The organism is Actinoplanes sp. NPDC023801 (assembly GCF_040639655.1).
GTDB lineage: Bacteria > Actinomycetota > Actinomycetes > Mycobacteriales > Micromonosporaceae > Actinoplanes.
Genome location: NZ_JBFAAI010000019.1, coordinates 1 through 16,936 on the forward strand (window position 1 = coordinate 1; position 16,936 = coordinate 16,936).

At 69.8% G+C, this 16,936-nt stretch carries 15 protein-coding genes and 1 pseudogene; 8 read left to right on the forward strand and 8 right to left on the reverse strand.

Going from position 1 to position 16,936, the window contains the following annotated elements; translation table 11 throughout:
* Positions 1-211, forward strand: a pseudogene (locus AB0G04_RS29110) (hypothetical protein); the annotation flags it as partial.
* A 148-nt stretch (positions 212-359) separates the two neighbouring features.
* Here the strand turns inward: AB0G04_RS29110 and AB0G04_RS29115 are convergent.
* A complete protein-coding gene (locus tag AB0G04_RS29115) occupies positions 360-944 on the reverse strand; it encodes a TetR family transcriptional regulator (RefSeq protein WP_360988820.1) in 585 nt (194 codons plus the stop codon).
* Between the two features lie 64 nt (positions 945-1,008).
* Between AB0G04_RS29115 and AB0G04_RS29120 the strand changes: the two genes are divergently transcribed.
* Complete coding sequence (locus AB0G04_RS29120; protein WP_360988823.1) at positions 1,009-1,806, forward strand: SDR family oxidoreductase; 798 nt, start codon at positions 1,009-1,011, stop codon at positions 1,804-1,806.
* Here the strand turns inward: AB0G04_RS29120 and AB0G04_RS29125 are convergent.
* Entirely contained in the window at positions 1,788-3,482 is a 1,695-nt protein-coding gene (locus AB0G04_RS29125; RefSeq protein WP_360988825.1) for an alpha-glucosidase, read from the reverse strand. The two genes, AB0G04_RS29120 and AB0G04_RS29125, sit on opposite strands and share 19 nt — an antisense overlap.
* An 82-nt stretch (positions 3,483-3,564) precedes the next feature.
* On the opposite strand from AB0G04_RS29125, the gene AB0G04_RS29130 reads away from it, so the two are divergent.
* From AB0G04_RS29130 to AB0G04_RS29145, 4 genes are all read left to right on the forward strand, one after another.
* On the forward strand, positions 3,565-4,566 hold the full coding sequence (locus AB0G04_RS29130; RefSeq protein ID WP_360988828.1) for a glycosyltransferase family 4 protein: 1,002 nt from the start codon (positions 3,565-3,567) through the stop codon (positions 4,564-4,566).
* Positions 4,567-4,726: 160 nt separating this feature from the next.
* Positions 4,727-5,881, forward strand: coding sequence for a glycosyltransferase (locus AB0G04_RS29135; protein ID WP_360988831.1), 1,155 nt, complete (start codon positions 4,727-4,729; stop codon positions 5,879-5,881).
* Between the two features lie 2 nt (positions 5,882-5,883).
* Positions 5,884-6,975 carry a glycosyltransferase gene (locus tag AB0G04_RS29140; protein ID WP_360988833.1) on the forward strand — a complete coding sequence of 364 codons (1,092 nt, stop codon included), beginning with the start codon at positions 5,884-5,886 and terminating at the stop codon, positions 6,973-6,975.
* A gap of 8 nt (positions 6,976-6,983) precedes the next feature.
* Complete coding sequence (locus AB0G04_RS29145; RefSeq protein ID WP_360988836.1) at positions 6,984-8,456, forward strand: glycoside hydrolase family 130 protein; 1,473 nt, start codon at positions 6,984-6,986, stop codon at positions 8,454-8,456.
* Positions 8,457-8,531: 75 nt separating this feature from the next.
* Here the strand turns inward: AB0G04_RS29145 and AB0G04_RS29150 are convergent, their stop codons facing one another.
* On the reverse strand, positions 8,532-9,356 hold the full coding sequence (locus AB0G04_RS29150) for a methyltransferase domain-containing protein (protein WP_360988838.1): 825 nt from the start codon (positions 9,354-9,356) through the stop codon (positions 8,532-8,534).
* Positions 9,357-9,576: 220 nt separating this feature from the next.
* Between AB0G04_RS29150 and AB0G04_RS29155 the strand changes: the two genes are divergently transcribed.
* Positions 9,577-10,602 carry a Gfo/Idh/MocA family oxidoreductase gene (locus AB0G04_RS29155; RefSeq protein WP_360988841.1) on the forward strand — a complete coding sequence of 342 codons (1,026 nt, stop codon included), beginning with the start codon at positions 9,577-9,579 and terminating at the stop codon, positions 10,600-10,602.
* Between the two features lie 342 nt (positions 10,603-10,944).
* On the opposite strand, the gene AB0G04_RS29160 is transcribed toward AB0G04_RS29155, so the two are convergent.
* The 5 genes from AB0G04_RS29160 to AB0G04_RS29180 form a co-directional block, all read right to left on the reverse strand.
* Entirely contained in the window at positions 10,945-12,150 is a 1,206-nt protein-coding gene (locus AB0G04_RS29160; protein ID WP_360988844.1) for an amidohydrolase, read from the reverse strand.
* A gap of 113 nt (positions 12,151-12,263) precedes the next feature.
* Positions 12,264-13,496, reverse strand: coding sequence for a kynureninase (gene kynU / locus AB0G04_RS29165; protein WP_360988847.1), 1,233 nt, complete (start codon positions 13,494-13,496; stop codon positions 12,264-12,266).
* Positions 13,493-14,344 (reverse strand): tryptophan 2,3-dioxygenase, encoded by an 852-nt coding sequence (gene kynA, locus AB0G04_RS29170; protein ID WP_360988850.1) that lies wholly within the window; start codon positions 14,342-14,344, stop codon positions 13,493-13,495. Before kynA ends, kynU begins: the two co-directional genes overlap by 4 nt.
* Before the next feature lie 27 nt (positions 14,345-14,371).
* Entirely contained in the window at positions 14,372-14,770 is a 399-nt protein-coding gene (locus AB0G04_RS29175; protein WP_360988853.1) for a YchJ family metal-binding protein, read from the reverse strand.
* Between the two features lie 135 nt (positions 14,771-14,905).
* Positions 14,906-15,436: a methyl-accepting chemotaxis protein gene (locus tag AB0G04_RS29180; RefSeq protein ID WP_360988856.1), complete on the reverse strand. Its 531-nt coding sequence runs from the start codon at positions 15,434-15,436 to the stop codon at positions 14,906-14,908.
* A gap of 223 nt (positions 15,437-15,659) precedes the next feature.
* Here AB0G04_RS29180 and AB0G04_RS29185 point away from each other — a divergent pair, with 223 nt between their 5' ends.
* Positions 15,660-16,877 (forward strand): DUF6596 domain-containing protein, encoded by a 1,218-nt coding sequence (locus tag AB0G04_RS29185; RefSeq protein WP_360988859.1) that lies wholly within the window; start codon positions 15,660-15,662, stop codon positions 16,875-16,877.
* The last annotated feature ends 59 nt before the right edge of the window (positions 16,878-16,936 follow it).

Sequence of the window (16,936 nt, forward strand, 5' to 3'; positions counted from 1 at the left end):
CGTCGCGGTCGGCAACTCGGTCCTGACCATCATCTGGCACCTGCTGTCCGACCCCGGCGCCCGCTACCACGACCTCGGCGCCGACTACCACCAGTACCGCCTCGACAAAGGCCGCCGACAACGCGACCTGATCCGCCAGCTCGAACACCTCACCGGCCAGAAAGTCACCCTCCAATCCGCCCCCGACACCAACCTGCCCACCGCCGCCTGAACAACCCGACCTCACCCGGCTCCGCTGCGCTACGCCGGGCGCTGCCGCCTGCCCACTTACTCACCTATTTTCGAGTCAGCGGTAGCGGCCAGCCAGTTCTTGGCGGGCTGGACGCAGGGAGGCTGAGACAGCGGTTCGGTCCGGCTGGTCAGGGGCGGCCGTGGACCGCGGCGGCCGCGGCGTCGAACAGGTCCTCCAGCGGCACCCGCCCGCCGGCCCGCCCCCACGCCTCCCCGGCCACGTCGAGACAGGTCAGCACCGAGGCGACGAGCGCCTCCGCGCGTACGTCCAGAGGGTCGTCCGGGTCGGCACCCAGCCGGCGCCGGATCTCGGGGGTGAGCATCGCCTGCCACTGCAGGTGTTTCTCGATGCTGCGGGCACGCAGCGAGGGTGTCTGATGGATCATCTTGAAGACGGCGAGCATCTCCTCGTTCGTCTCGTAGGCGGCGTCTTTCACGCTGTGCAGCGCCGCGCACAGTGCCGTCCACGGGTCCTCATCCGCGGGCCGCACCTCGAGGGCCTGCCGGATCAGCTCGCCCCGGGCGGCGAGGTCGCCGAGGACGACGTCCTCCTTGGTGCCGAAGTAGCGGAAGAACGAGCGCCGCGAGATGCCGGCCGCGGCCGCGATGTCGTCGATGGTGGTGGCGTCGAAACCGCGGGTCAGGAAGAGCTCCATCGCGGTCCGGGTGATCTCGCCGTAGACGGCGTTGCGGGTCCGGGACCAGAGCGACATGCCCGTCAGCGTACATGCCATGCCTGATTGACACCGAGTGCCAGATGGACATAGCGTGCCACCCATGGCCGTCGACTATCGCAACCAGACCACCCTGATCACCGGAGCGAGCGCCGGTCTCGGCGCGCTCTTCGCCCGCCGTCTCGCCGCTCGCGGCTCCGACCTGGTGCTCGTGGCCCGGCGCACCGACCGGCTGGAGAGCCTGGCCGCCGAGCTGACGGGCGTGAACGTCACGACGATCGGCATGGACCTGGCCCAGCCGGGAGCGGGCACCAAACTCGCCGCGGCGGTGGCCGAGCGCGGCATCGGCGTGACCAGCCTGATCAACAACGCCGGGTTCGGCACGCACGGCCTGTTCCACGAGGCCGACCCGCAACGCATCACCGACGAGATCACGCTGAACGTCACCGCGCTGACCGAGATCTCCCGGGCGTTCATCGAGCCGCTGCGCGCGCACGGTGGCGGCGTGCTGGTCAACGTCGCCAGTATCGCGAGCTTCGCGCCGAGCCCGACGCTCGCGGTGTACGCCGCGACCAAGGCGTACGTGCTCAGCTTCACCGAGGCGCTCTGGGCCGAGTCCCGCGGCACCGGGTTGCGCGTGATGGCGCTGTGCCCGGGCGCCACCGAGACCGAGTTCTTCGACGTGGCCGGTCAGGGCGCTGACGGCGGCACCACGCGGATGCACCCCGGCACCGTGGTCGATCTGGCCGTCAAGGCCCTCGACCGGCGCAATCCGCCGCCCAGCCTGATCACCGGCACCCGCAACCGGATCATGATGGGTGCCAGCCGGCTGGCCGGGCGGCGGATCACGCTTGCCGCGCTCGGCGTGATGATGAACCGGTCTCAGACCGACCGGCGATAGACGACCGCCTGCCAGGGGGCCAGACGCAGGCCCTCGGGCGGGCTGTCCAGATTGTCGAGCAGCAACTCGGCACCGTCCCAGCCGTCGATCCCGGCGTGGGCGCCCACCCCGGAGAAGTTGCCGATGACCAGCAGCTCCGTGCCGCCGAGGCGACGGGTGAAGGCGTACAGACGCTCGTCGTTCGGCAGGAGCATGGTGAAGTCGCCGTCGACCACCGCGGGTTCGGTCTTCCGCAGCTCGATGAGGCGTCGGTACCAGTGGAAGACCGAGTCCGGATCAGCCCGCTGAGCCTTCGCGTTGATCTGGAGATGGTTGGGGTTCACCGGCAGCCACGGCGTCCCGGTGGAGAAGCCGCCACCCGGCGAGTCGTCCCACTGCATCGGCGTGCGGGCGTTGTCCCGGCCCCGGGCCCGCAAGACCCGCAACACCTCTTCCGGCGTACGTCCTTCGAGCTCCACCGCCTGCCGGTACTGCCCGAGCGCCTCGATGTCGCGGAACTCCCCGATGTCACCGAACGGGTAGTTCGTCATGCCGAGTTCCTCGCCCTGGTACACGTAGGGCGTGCCCCGGTGCAGGTGCAGAACCGTGCCGAGCATCTTCGCCGACGCGACCCGATGGGCGGGGCTGTCGTCGCCGTACCGGGAGACCACGCGCGGCTGGTCGTGGTTGTTCCAGTAGAGGCTGTTCCAGCCCTTCGCGGCGAGCCCGGCCTGCCACCGCCCGAGGATCGCCTTCAACGCGGTCAGCTGGAGCGGCACGAGCCGCCACGGGTCCGGCCCACGGTCCACCCAGACGTGGTCGAACTGGAACACCATGTCGACCTCGTGCCGCTCGGGGTCGGTGTGCAGCACGGCCTCGTCCACGGTGACGCCGGGCATCTCGCCGACGGTCAGCAGTCCCTCCCGGCCGGCGAAGACCTCCCGGTGCATCTCCTGGAGGAACTCGTGCAGGCGGGGCCCACCGATGAAGCCCTCGGAGCCGTCGGCGTACGCGTTGCCGGCGTTGAGCCGGCCGTCCGGCAGGCCGCCGTCCGGCCCGACCACCTTGGAGATCATGTTGATGACGTCCATCCGGAAGCCGTCCACGCCCCGGTCCAGCCACCAGCGCATCATCGTGTAGACGGCCTGACGGACCTCGGGATTCTCCCAGTTCAGGTCCGGCTGCTTCTTCGAGAACAGGTGCAGGTAATACTCGCCGGTCTTCTCGTCGAACTCCCAGGCCGGGCCGCCGAAGACGGAGCCCCAGTTGGTCGGCTCCGCACCCGGTGTTCCCGGTTCCATGCCCGGCCGGGCCGGTCGCCACCAGTACCAGTCTCGTTTCGGGTGGTCCCTGGCCGACCGGCTCTCCACGAACCACTGATGCTCGTCGGAGCTGTGGTTCACCACGAGGTCCATGATGACCTTCATGTTGCGGGCGTGCGCGCCGGCAAGCAGCTGGTCGAAGGTCGCGAGATCACCGAAGAGCGGCTCGATGTCCTGGTAATCGCTGATGTCGTACCCGTTGTCGTCCTGCGGCGACGGATAGATCGGGGACAACCAGAGCACGTCGACGCCCAACTCAGCGAGGTGGTCGAGGTGGTTGATGATGCCACGCAGGTCGCCCATGCCGTCGCCGTCGGAGTCCGCGAAGCTACGCGGATAGATCTGGTAGACGACCGATTTCTTCCACCACGTCATCCGTCTTCTCTAACACGATTACCCGCCCGCTACCGGCGATGCATACTGACCGTGTGTTTATGGGTCGAAATTCGGGTTTGTCATGAAGATCGCACTGCTGGGCCCCATCGCGTGGCGCACACCACCGCTGCACTATGGCCCGTGGGAGCTGATCACCAGCCTGCTCGCCGAGGGGCTGACCGCCCGCGGGGTCGACGTCACCCTGTTCGCGACCCTCGACTCGGTCACCAAGGCAACGCTGGACGGCGTGGTCCCGACCGGGTACGAGGAGAGCGACGAGTTCGACGGCCGGGTGTGGGAGGCCATCCACGTCAGTCATGCGCTGGCACGGTCCGCGGAGTTCGATGTGATCCACAATCATCTGGACTGGCTGCCGCTGGCCTTCTCGGAACACTGCCGCACCCCGATGCTGACCACCGTGCACGGCTTCTCCGGAGTCAACATTCTTCCGGCGTACCGGCGGGCCCGGTCGCATTTCGTCTCGATCTCGGACAGTGACCGGTCGCCGGATCTCGACTACCTGGCAACTGTGTATCACGGTGTCGATCTGGCCGGGCTGCCGTTCCACCCCGGCGGCGGGGAGGATCTGATCCTGTTCGGGCGTATCCACCCGGACAAGGGCACCGACATCGCGATCGAGATCGCCCGGCGGGCCGGCCGGCGGCTGGTGATCTGCGGAATCGTGCAGGACCGCGAGTATTTCGCCGAGCGCGTCGAACCCCTGCTCGACGCCGACCGGGTCGTCTACCTCGGTTCGGTCGGGCCCGAGGAACGCGACACGATCCTCGGCTCGGGAGCCGCCCTGCTGCATCCGATCCGGTTCGCCGAACCGTTCGGCCTCTCCGTCGTGGAGTCGATGGCCTGCGGAACGCCCGTCATCGCATACCGGAAGGGCTCCATGCCGGAGGTCGTCGACGAGGGCGTCACCGGGTTCCTGGTGGAGAACGTCGACGAGGCCGTGGCCGCGGTGGAACGGATCGGTGAGATCGATCGGGCCGCCTGTTCGGCGCGCGCCCGGGAACGCTTCTCGGCCGACCGCATGGTCGACGAGTACCTGGCGATTTACCGAAAAATCACAAGTTGATTACCTAGATCTTGTTAACGTCGCAATGTGAATTGCGCGTTAAACGAGGTCTTTTCCTGACCGTGTTTGCGCCGCTCACCCGCGGTGTACGGCACCGTGCCCGCGCGCGCTGAGTCCGTGCTGCGGGTATGCAGCCGGCCGAGGAGAGAAAGGCGCAGTCATGCCCGCGACATACGGGTTTTTGAGCACTTATCCCCCCACTCAATGCGGTTTGGCGACTTTCAATGCGGCACTCGCCACGCATCTCACCGGCGGCAGCCCCGGATCCGGGGTGGTCCGGCTGCTCGCCGGCGACGACACCAGTGGGGGGATCGCGCTCGACCGGGCCGCGCCGCGGGCCGTGCACACCTGGCACACCGACCGGGCCGGCGGCTGGGTCGCCGCCGCCACCGCGCTGAACCGTTTCGACGTCGCGATCCTGCAGCACGAGTACGGCATCTACCCGGGTGACGCCGGGGCCGAGGTGCTGCCGGTCCTCCGCGCGCTGCGGATCCCCTCCATCGTGGTGCTGCACACCGTGCTCACCAATCCCGATCCGCTGCAGCGCGCCGTCCTGGAACAGATCGCCGTGGCCGCCGACGCCGTGGTGACCATGACCGACACCGCCCGGCAGCGGCTCACCACCTACTATGACGTCAGCCCGCGCAAGATCACGGTGATCCCGCACGGGGCCGGCAGCCACACCGGGACACCACGCGAGGACAACGACCGGCCGCAGCTGCTCACCTGGGGGCTGCTCGGACCGGGCAAGGGCATCGAGTGGGCGCTGCGGGCCCTCGCCCTCCTCGGCGACCTGACACCGCGGCCGGTCTACACCGTCGCCGGGCGCACTCACCCCAAGGTGCTCGAGCAGCAGGGTGACGTCTACCGGGACTCGCTCAAGGAGCTCGCCGCCGAACTGGGCGTCGACGACTGCGTGCGGTGGTCCGACATCTACCTCGAGCCGGCCGAGCTGTCCCGGCTGATCCGGTCGGCGGACGCGGTCGTGCTGCCGTACGACTCCACCGAGCAGGTCACCTCCGGGGTGCTGATCGAGGCGGTCGGCGCCGGTGTCCCGGTGGTCGCCACCGAGTTCCCGCACGCGGTGGAGCTGCTCGCGGACGGACCGGGACTGCTCGTACCGCATCAGGATCCGGAAGCGATGGCCATCGCCGTCCGGCACGTCCTCGCCGAGCCCGGCCTGCCCCGCCGCCTCGCCGGGCTGTCCGGCGGCCCCACCCTGCGCTGGCCCGCCGTGGCCGCGCGGTACCAGGCCCTCGCTGCCCGCCTGATCTCCGACCGCCGGCCGCTCGCGGCCGCGACGATCTCCGCATAGGCATGGCGCTGTCACTGCGGCTGATCCCGCCGCCCCTCCAGTTGCGCGACGCACCCGACCCCCGCTGGGACCACGTGTTCCGGCTCTCCGACGACACCGGGCTGCTCGAGCACGCCCGCAACGCCATCGCCCGGCGCGAGCACGGGTACTGCGTGGACGACGTGTCCCGCGGCCTGCTCGTCGCCGCCCGCGAACCCCGCCCCTGGCCTGAACTGATCCGGCACGCGGAGCGCTACCTGGGCTTCCTCACCCACGCACAGGGACCGGACGGCGCCTTCCGCAACCGGATGGGGTACGACCGCCGCTGGAGCGACGAGCCGTCGCTCGGTGACTGGTGGGGCCGGGCCATGTGGGGACTCGGCACGGCCGCGGCCCGCGGGCCGTCCGCCTGGATCCGCCGGGAGGCCATGGAGGCGTTCCGGCAGGGTCTGCGGTGCCGATCGACGTGGCCGCGGGCGATGGCGTTCGCCGGGCTCGGTGCCGCCGAGGTGCTGCGCGCCGAGCCGTACGACCCGGCCACCGCCGAACTGCTCGGCGACGCGGCCACCGTGATCGGCCTGCCCGGCTCCGACCCGGACTGGGTGTGGCCCGAACCGGAACTCACCTACGCCAACCCGTCGCTGGCCGAGGTCGTCATCGCCGCCGGGGACCTCCTCGGCGACGAGGGCCTGCTCGTCGACGGGCTGCGCATGTTGACCTGGCTGTGCGGCGTGCAGGAGAACGACGGCCACCTGTCGACCGTCCCGGTCGGCGGCTGGCGCCCCGGCACACCGGCCGCCGCCCGGCACCGCTTCGACCAGCAGCCGATCGAGGCGGCCGCCACCGCGGACGCCTGCGCCACGGCCGCCGCGGTCACCGGCGACGAGCATTGGGACGCCACACTCTTTCAGGCGATCGCCTGGTTCCTCGGAGACAACGACACCGGAACGGTGATGTACGACGCTGAGACTGGCGGATGTTATGACGGGTTGACGGCTGATGGTCCTAATCTGAACCAAGGAGCCGAATCCACCCTCGCGCTCGTCTCCACGCTGCAGCATGCCCGTACGCTGGTGAGCCGGAGCGCGACCCGACCCTCAGGCGGCCTAGCGTGACAGCAACGGTGAGCACCACCGACATCACTCGTCACAACATCACCATGGCGCCGGACGGCCGGCGCGTCGTGATCAAACTGTTCGTTCCCGGTGAGGACGCGAACACCGTCCACAACCGGACGTCAAGCCTGATCGAGCGGATCCTGCAGCTCGACGAGAGCGACATCAACGCGCTCCTCGACGACGTGCTCAGCCGTTTCGCCGGACGCCACCACGACATCCTCGCCGTCTTCCAGCACCACTACCAGGTGGTCCAGCACCGCGTGCCCAACGAGATCGAACTCTCCCCGGCCGCACGGACCTTGATCGGCGCGTACGTCAGCCACGAGTTCTCGGTCGAGGCCGCCGCGCTCTGCAACCCGTCCATGGTCCCCCACCCGGACCAGGGCGAACTGCTCCCCGGCGAACTCAGGGTCGCGATCAGCCTGCGCCAGATCGGCGAGGGCCACATCTCGTCGATCGGGTTCTGCAGCGCCATCCTCGGCCCCGGCGCCGCGATCCGGATCGAGGATCGGGAGGGCCCCCTCATGATCGGTCAGCGGGTCGGCGCCAAACACATGCGGCACCAGCTGTGCGCGGCACTCATCGAGGACGACATCGACAACGAGGCATCGTCGTACGTGCTGTCGGCGCTGCCGGAACGCTACGACGACCACGAGTTCGAGGAGATCCTCGGGCACCTGCCGAACGAGCTGCTGGCCCGGCCCACCACCCCGACGGCGCTGGAGGCCATCCGGCGGATCGTGGGCGCCGACTACGCGGTCACCTTCCCCGCGACCATCCCGCTGCACCAGCGGGTTCTGTGGCCGTCCACGCCGACCGAGAGCAAGGGCATGGAGGACGCCCGATTCGTGCAGGTGCTCGACCCGGACGGGCGGACGGCGTACCAGGCCACCTACACCGCGTACGACGGCTTCAACATCGCCGGGCGGATCATCTTCACGCGGGATCTGCGGCACTTCGAGGTCACCACCCTGCACGGGCCGGCCGCCCGCAACAAGGGCATGGGGGTGTTCCCGCGCTACATCAACGGCCGGAAGTACGCGCTGTGCCGCTCCGACGGCGAGACCCTCGGCCTCAGCGTCCGCGACGAGCAGCACCGCTGGCAGCACGTCGGCCCGATCCTCGTCCCGCACCGCGGCTGGGACCTCATCCAGGTCGGCAACTGCGGCTCACCGATCGAGACCGAGGCGGGATGGCTGGTGCTCACCCACGGCGTCGGACCGATGCGCCGGTACGCCATCGGCGCCATGCTGCTCGACCTGGAGGACCCGTCGCGGGTCATCGCCGACCTTCCGCAGGGACTCATCGACCCGGACGAGATCGAACGGGAGGGGTACGTGCCGAACGTCCTCTACTCCTGCGGAGGGCTCGTCCACGAAGGGCGGTTCTGGCTGCCGTACGCGTCGAGCGACGTACGGATCAGCTTCGCCAGCATGCCGCTGGACCGGCTGCTCAACCGTATGCAGCCGGTCTCCTAGCTCCGGCTGCCGGTCCCAGGTGCCGTTCTTGTCGGCCGGCTGCCCAGTTCGGTGCTGTTCTTGTCGGCCGGCTGCTCAGTTCTTGGTGCCGGCCACCACCCAGATGGTGAGGACCGCCAGGAAGGTGCCGCTCTGCCCGGCCGCGTCGACACAGGCCAGCCACTCGTCGCGCAGGCCGGGCGGAGTCGCCCAGGCGTCCGCCGGCACCCGCGGGTTGACCATCGGCAGCACCACGGCGGCCGAGGCAGGGCTGACGAACAGACACGTCACCGGGTTCGCGGTCACGTCCCGCAGACCGGCCGCGACCAGCCGGCGGCGCAAGGTGCGGCCCATGTCGAACTGTTTCGGCGTGAAATGGCCACTCACGTGAGCCAGCACCACCGCGCCGAGCCCGGCCGGCATGCCGTCGAAGGCGAGCGAACCCCAGTCGGTGTCGATCAGGCAGATCCGCCCGCCGGGGCGGGTCACCCGGACCAGCTCACCGATCGTCCGGTCGGCGTCGTCGACATGCTGCAGGACCCGCTCGCACCACACCCCGTCGACGTGCCCGTCCGGCATGTCGAGGGCGGCGACATCCCCGGTCAGGTAGCGCGCGTTGCTGCCGTCGTGCCGGCTGATCGCTGCCGCGGTCACCGCCGACGAGTGATCCACGGCGAGCACCTCGCCGGTCGCACCGACTCGGGCGGCCAGCATCCGGGCCACCTCGCCGCAGCCGGAGCCGGCGTCGAGCAGCCGCTGCCCGGAGGACGGCCGGAGCGTCTCGAAGGCCACCTGGCGTACCCGCTGGATCTCCGGATGCCGGCCCATTGCCGTCAGGGCATCGAGCACGATTTCCGACATCTGACCCGAGAGGGCGTCGATGTCGGAAAAGGGCGTCCGGTCCTTCTGCGCGGGTTCCATCCCACAATTGTTCATCGCTGATGCCCCGATCGGCTGCACCCGTCATCCATCCGACAGCAGTGCCACCTGCCCTTTCGCTAGATCAAGCGACGGTTGTGCGCGATCCGCACACGATCCGTACGCAAAATCAAGCCGTACGCTCCGTGATGTCTTGCGCATCACAGGTCACCGGGGAAATCGATAGCAACAGGCCGGCAATCGATGTGTAAAACTTCCGGGCATGATCGAACGGGTTAAGTTCGGGCTGGTCGGCTTCGGCACCGGCGGCCGGGTGTTCCACGCGCCGCTGATCGCCTCCGCGGAGAACATCGAATTCGTCGGCGTGGTGACCACCTCGCCGGAGCGCCGGGCACAGGTCGCCGAGGCGCTGCCGGGCGTCGGCACGTACGACTCGATCGCCGCCCTGGCCGCCGACGGAGTGCAGGCGGTGGCCATTTCGACCCCGGCCGCCACCCACGCCGCGCTCGCCGTCGAAGCCATCGAAGCCGGGCTCGCCGTCGTCGTCGACAAGCCGTTCGCGCTCGACGCCGACACCGCCCGCAAGCTCGTCACCACCGCCGAGGAAGCCGGTGTGCCACTCACCGTCTACCAGAACCGGCGGTGGGACTCCGACCTGCTCACCATCCAGAAGCTGGTGGAGAACGGTTCGCTCGGCACTGTCCGCCGCTTCGAGTCCCGGATGGAACGCTGGGCGCCCGAGCGGCTCCCCGGCGCGGCGGGCGGCGGTACCCTCCTCGACTTCGGCTCCCACCTGATCGACCAGGCACTGCAGCTGTACGGCCCTGCCGACCGGGTGTACGCCGAGGTGCACGGCCCCGACGGCGGCCTCGACGACGACTTCTTCGTCGCGCTGCACCACACCGGCGGCGTCGAGTCCCACCTGTGGGGATCGTGGCGGCAGGCCGGTCCCGGCCCGCGCTTCCGCGTCACCGGCACCGCCGGCACCTACATCTCGCCCGAACTCGACTACCAGGAGACTTTGCTGAAGGCGGGCAAGACCCCGGCCAAACTCGGCGACCGCTGGGGCGTCGAACCGGAGCACCGCTGGGGTCACCTGTTCCGCGGCGCCACCGGTGCCCCGGTCGAGAGCTGCCGCGGCCGATGGGACACCTTCTACCCGGCGGTGGCCGCCGCGGTCCTCGGCGAGGGCCCGCTGCCGGTCGACCCGTGGGACTCGGTCCGCGCCATGGAGATCCTCGACGCGGCCCGTCACAGCGCCACAACCGGCACCACGGTCGCCCTCTGACCCTGGCACGCGCCGCCCGCGTGGTGATCTGCGGTCCACTCGAGGCCCCAGGTCACCACGTGCCGCCGGCGCTCGGCCGACGTGGTGACCTCCGATCCGCGCCATGCCGTTGATCACCACGCGACGTCCGCGCTCCGCCGGCGCGGTGACCTACCGGTCCGCTCGAGGCCCCAGGTCACCACATCTTGCCGCCTCCGGCTTGTTGGACTCCGGCGACTGTGTTCGCCGCGCGTCCGGAGCGAACGGGCCGCATGGTGGCCTACGGCCTGGACCTGGACACCGGCTTCCGGACCGCGCCACGTCCTGGTGCGGCGGCGGCGTTCGCAGGATGAACGCGTGGGTTCAGGCCTGACGGGGGCTGAGGGAGGTGTCCAGGACCCGCGCGGTGGCCAGCACGTCCGCAAACGACCCGGAGCCGAGGTCCAGGCCACCGGGAAGCCAGGAAACCGTTGCGCTGTCGCTTTCGGTCATGGCGGTGAGGACTTGGTCAGGCGTCAGTCCGGCCGACTGCAGCAGGCGGATCTCCCGGGTGTTGACGCCGGGCGGCAACGGCCCGTTGCCCAGGTCGGTTCCGTAGCGGACGCTTCCGCCGTACTCGATGAACCGCCGCAGGTTCCCGACGGCGGTCTCCCGAGCCGGATCGGGCTCGCCCCAGCCGTGGATGTCAAGCGTGCTGATCCAGCGCATCCGCTTCGCGCAGGCACGCAGCAGTGCGTCGTCGACCGGTTCGGTCCAGGGCGTATGCGCCAGGACGTCAGCCCCCGCCGTGTACGCGGCAGCGACCGTCCCGGCCCCCTCCGCGTGCACGACCACCGGCAGGTCCGCCGCATGCGCCGCAGTGACCACGGCCTCCAGTACCGGCTGTGACAGTTGCGGGCCACCGGCATGCGCGGTGACCTTGATCAACCCGGCGCCTACCGCCCGTGCCTCGGCGACCGCCGCGCCCGCGTCGGCCGCCGTGCTGATCTCCCGCCAGCTGCCGGCGGGTGCCCATGGCCGGTCGCTCGGATATCCGCCCGGAGCGATCATGAACGGGCCGGCATAGCGCACGCGTGGCAGCCCGGAGTCCGCCGACAGTGCTCGCCCGGCGAGTTCGGCGACCGTCGACGGAACACCGCCGAGATCCCACACCTCGGCAATGCCACCGGCCCGGACCGTACCGAGGTCGACCAGCGCCGAATGCACGTGCGCATCGACCAGACCCGGCATGAGCGTTCCCGGGAACCGCCGGGTGTCGTCGCCGCCCGGTGCGAGCTCGGCCGGCACGGGCTTGATCGCCCCGTCGGGCGCGACCCGGAGAGCGACGCCCGTCCGCAGCCGCCCACCCCACCAGACCGAATCCGCGAGCAGCCATACGACCCGGTCATCTCTGCCGGTCCCACTGCCCGTCGGCGGGATCTCGGTCTCCTCGGCGACGGTGACGGTCGGCCGTGGGCCGGCGCTGCGGCGCAGCGCGGACAGCCCGCATCCGGCGGCCGAGCCCGAACCTCCGCAACAACCCGCGGCCGGGTCGCCGGCGGCATCCGGCGCGGTGGCGTTCTCGCACACACCGGCCGGAGGGACAGACGACGAGGGGGGAGCGACAGAAGACGAGGGCGGAGCGGCAGGAGGCGGAGGCGGAGCGACAGACGAGGGCAGATCGGCAGACGACGATTCGGTACTCACCGGGGGTTCTTCTCCAACAGCTCCCGCAGGAGCGCGAGCCCCTGACAAACCTCACCGAAGCTGGTGCTCAGGGGCGCCGGGCCGATCCGGAGGCCGTCCGGGCGCCGGTAGTCGGGGATGACCCCGCTGTCCCACAACGGCTGCAGGAAGTCCTTGAAGCCGTCGCGCCGCAACGTCACGTGCCCACCGCGCCGAGCCGGGTCACGCGGACTCACCACGTCGACTCCGTACGGGGCGAGCCATTCGTCCGCGATGTCCAGCACATAGTCGGTGAGCAGCAGCGACTTGGCCCGCACCGCTTCGATCCCGGCGGCGGCCAGCATGTCGAGGTTGGCGTGCAGGGGCACCATCGCGAGAATCGGCGGCGTTCCGCTGAGCAGAGCGCGGACACCGGCCGCCGGCTCGTAGCCGTGGCCCATCTCGAAGACCGCCCGGTGTCCCATCCAACCCTGGATCGGCTGGCGCAACTCGTCCTGCAACTCCCGCCGCAGGTAGGCGAAGGCCGGTGCACCCGGTCCCCCGTTGAGGTACTTGTAGGTGCATCCGACGGCGAGGTCGACGCCCCACTCGTCGAGGGCGATCGGCACCGAACCGGCCGAATGGCACAGGTCCCACATCGTCAGCGCCCCGGCCGCGTGCGCGACCCGGTTGATCTGCGCGACATCGGCGAGCCACCCGGACCGGTAGGCGACGTGGCTGAACAGCACCAGGGCGGTGTCCGCGTCGACCACGTCGGCGACCTGCTCGGCACGGATACCGGTGAGCGGATCGACCTCGATCCACTCCAGGCGCAGCCCGCACTCCGCGGCGATGCCCTCCAGAACGTACCGATCCGTGGGGAAGTTGTCGGTGTCCAGCACCACGGTGCGCCTGTCGGGCCGGGCAGCGACCGCGGCACGCGCCAGCTTGTAGATCAGCACGGTGGTCGAATCGGCGATCACCGTCTGCCCGGCAGCGGCGCCGAGAGCGATCGAACCGAGCCGGTCGCCGAGAGTGAGCGGCCACTCCAGCCAGCCCTCGTCCCAGCCACGGATCAGCCGGCCGCCCCACTGCTCGCGGATGAACTCGTCGACCAGCCGAGCGGTCGCCTCCAAGGGCCGCCCGAGCGAGTTCCCGTCGAGGTACGACAGCAACTCGGCCGCCGGCGGGGTGATGAACTGCTCGCGGAACGCCGCCAGCGGGTCATCCGCGTCGAGGGCTGCGGCGCGGGCGGACAGGTCATCGGTCAACGGGGCACTCCGATCTCGGTCCGGACGGCGTATAGCTCGGGGAAGAATGTCAGATCGAGCGCCGCCTTGAGGAAGCCGACCCCGCTGGAGCCGCCGCTGCCCCGTTTGAAGCCGATCGTCCGCTCCACCGTCTTGAGGTGCCGGAACCGCCACAGCTGGAAGTTCTCCTCCAGGTCGACGAGCTCCTCACAGGCCTCGTAGACGTCCCAGTTCTGTTCGGCGTTCTCGTAGATCTCGCGGAAGACCGGGACCAGATCGGCATGATATTCGTACGGTTCGGTGACGTCACGCTGCAGGATCTCGGCCGGCACCGGATGCCCGCGCCGCGCCAGGAAGTGCAGGAACTCGTCGTAGACGCTCGGTGCGAGCAGCGCGTCCTCGAGCAGTGCCCGGGCATCGGGCTGGTCATCGAAGATCCGCAGCATCTTCCGGTTCTTGTTGCCGAGCAGGAACTCGATCGCCCGGTACTGAAACGACTGGAAGCCCGACGACGTGCCGAGGAAGCTACGGAATTCCGCATATTCTGAGGGGGTCAGGGTGGCCAGCACCGACCACTGCTCGGTCAGGGTGCGCTGGATGTGCTTGACGCGGGCCAAGCCCTTGAGCGCCGGACGCAACTGGTCCTTCGCCAGGTGCTCCTGAACCGCCCGGAGCTCGTGCATGATCAGTTTCAGCCACAGCTCGGATGTCTGATGCTGAACGATGAACAGCAGCTCGTCGTGGTGCTCCGGCACGCTCACCGGGTGTTGCGCACCCAGGACGTCGTCCAGGCGCAGATATGCCCCGTACGAGAGATTGACCTTGAAGTCCTTGACTATGCCGTCTTCAAGCGGCCGCTGTGCCGACATGGTGAACCCACCTCCTCGTCAAGAAGATCACAGCGGTCCCCAGTAAACCCATCGGCCGTCGTGCCGTACGAACCGGCTCTTCTCGGCCATCACACCCGGCTGACCGCCGTCGACGTAGTGTGCCCGGAACTCGACCGTGCCCTCAGCGTCGAAGACGCCACCGCCGTCGTGGCCCAGCAGGTCAAGACGCGTCCAGCGCAGCCCCGGATCCTTCTCCACGGCTTGCGGCCGCGTCGACGGGTGCCAGGTCAGGAGCACGTAGGCAGTTTTGTCCAGCGCATAGGCACTGAAACGCGAACGCATCAACGCTTCCGGATCGGCTGCCGGCTTTCCGTCGTGCAGGGGGCCGCAACACGCGTCATACGCTCCGCGGCCGCACGGGCACACCGCGGAGGCCGTCCGGGGTCTGGGGGATCTGCGAGCCATGCCGCCCAGTGTCCCCCACCCGCCGGACACCCTCGAAGTTATCCACAATCCTCGTCTGTCCACAGGCCCGGCCGCCGTCGCGGCGCTCGCCGCGGTACTGATTCGGGCATGTTCACGACCGCCGGGGCGGGCCCGTCAGCCGGCCTGCTGCTCCACGACGATGCCGCTGATCACCTTCTGACAGCGGTCCAGTTCCTCGATCAGTCCCTGCATCTCCTCGATCGCGGAAACCGCGTTCTGCGTGTCCGCACGGATGCCGCCGACCTGTGTGCCGATCTCGCTGGTCGCCGTCGCCGTCTCGTTCGCCAGGTCCTTGACCTCGCTGGCCACCACCGCGAAACCGCGCCCCGACTCACCGGCCCGGGCCGCCTCGATCGTCGCGTTCAGCGCCAGCAGGTTGGTCTGCTTCGCGATCGTCGCGATCAGCTGCACCACCTTGCCGATCTCGGTGCTGCTCGCCTCCAGCCGCTGGATCACCTGCACGGCGGTCTCGGCCGCACGGACCGCGGCCTCGGTCGCAGCCGCCATGTCGTTGCTGACGTTGGCCAGCCGGTGCACCGAGTCGCGCTGCCGGTCCTGCGCCGACCGGTCGGCCTGGCCCTGACCCGCCGACCAGTCCTGCTGACCCGTCGACGACCAGCCGTCATTCTGATCCCAGTCGGACATGGTGGTAGCGACCCCTCTCTGCCGGTCTCCGCAAAACATCCCATCCCGCCCACCGACTGCGAAGCGTTTTGCCCGATTGAGCCCTCTCTCAGCCAGCGTGGACAACGTGAGTGTTCGTGGGCGCCGGGCGAGAACGGACGGCGGCCGGCACGGCGGACGGCGGCGGCAACTCGACAGGCGGCGACTGGCGGGCAGCGGGCAGCGGGCAGCGGAGAATGCAGGCGTGGCAGGGGTGGGTGGGATTCTGGAGAGCGTTTGGCGGGCCGAGTCGGCCGGGATGCTGGGAGTGCTCGGGCGGCGCCTCGGTGATCTCGATGTGGCCGAGGAGGCACTCCAGGACGCCGTTGCGGAGGCGTTGCGGCGGTGGGAGGCGGACGGCGTACCCGATAATCCGGCCGGTTGGCTGGTCACGACCGCCTGGCGCAAGGCGATCGATCGGCTTCGGCGGGATGCCAGCGGGCGCGAGAAGGAGGCTGTCGCGGCGGGGGATCCGACCTGGGGGCCTGCCTGGCCGCCGTCCGGGGATGATCGGCTGGCGCTGGTGTTCGCGTGCTGCCATCCGGCGCTTCCGGAGGCTTCGCGGATCGCGCTGACCCTGCATGTGGTCGCGGGGCTGTCCGCGGAGACCGTTGCCGCGGCGTTTCTGCTGCCCAAGGCCACTGCCGCGCAGCGCCTGGTACGGGCCAAGCGACACCTCAAGGAACATGGCATACGGGTGGAGACACCTCCGCCGCACGAGTACGGATCACGTCTGCGGTCCGCGGCCAGTGTCATCTACCTGATCTACAACGAGGGCTATCTGGCCTCGTCCAGTGACACTGCCGAGCGTCGTGAGCTGGCCCGGGAAGGGTTGGAGCTGGGCCGGCAACTGGCCGCGCTGATGCCGTACGAACCGGAGGCCGCGGGCCTGGCCGCACTGCTGGAGTTGCACGAGTCGCGGGCCGCGGCACGGTTCGACGGTGCTGGGCGCATGGTGCTGCTGGCCGATCAGGACCGGTCGTCGTGGGATCGGCCGCTGATCGCTTCGGCGTTGCGGCGTCTCGCGCGGGTGGCCTCGCTGAACCGGCCGGGGCCGTTCCAGGTGGAGGCCGCGATCGCCGCCCAGCATGCGGTCGCCCCGTCGTGGGCGGGATCCGACTGGGGGACGGTGCGCAAGCTCTACGACCTGCTGGCCGGGTTCCGGCCGACGCCGGTGGTGCTGCTGGGCCGCGCCGTGGCCACGAGTTTCACGGCCGGCCCGGCGGAGGCGCTCGCCGAGGTGGACGAACTGGAGGAGCGGTTGGCCGGCTACCGCCTGTGGCATGCGACCCGCGCCGAGCTCCTGGGCCGACTCGGCCGCCGGGCCGCGGCTGCCGAGGCGACGCGGCGGGCACTGGCGCTGGCCACCAACCCCGCCGAACGCGACCTCCTGACCCGCCGCCTCAACGACCTGGCCGGCTGACCACGACATCAAACGCCCGCCACCTCGACGACCTGCTGACAGACCGTTACAACAACGCC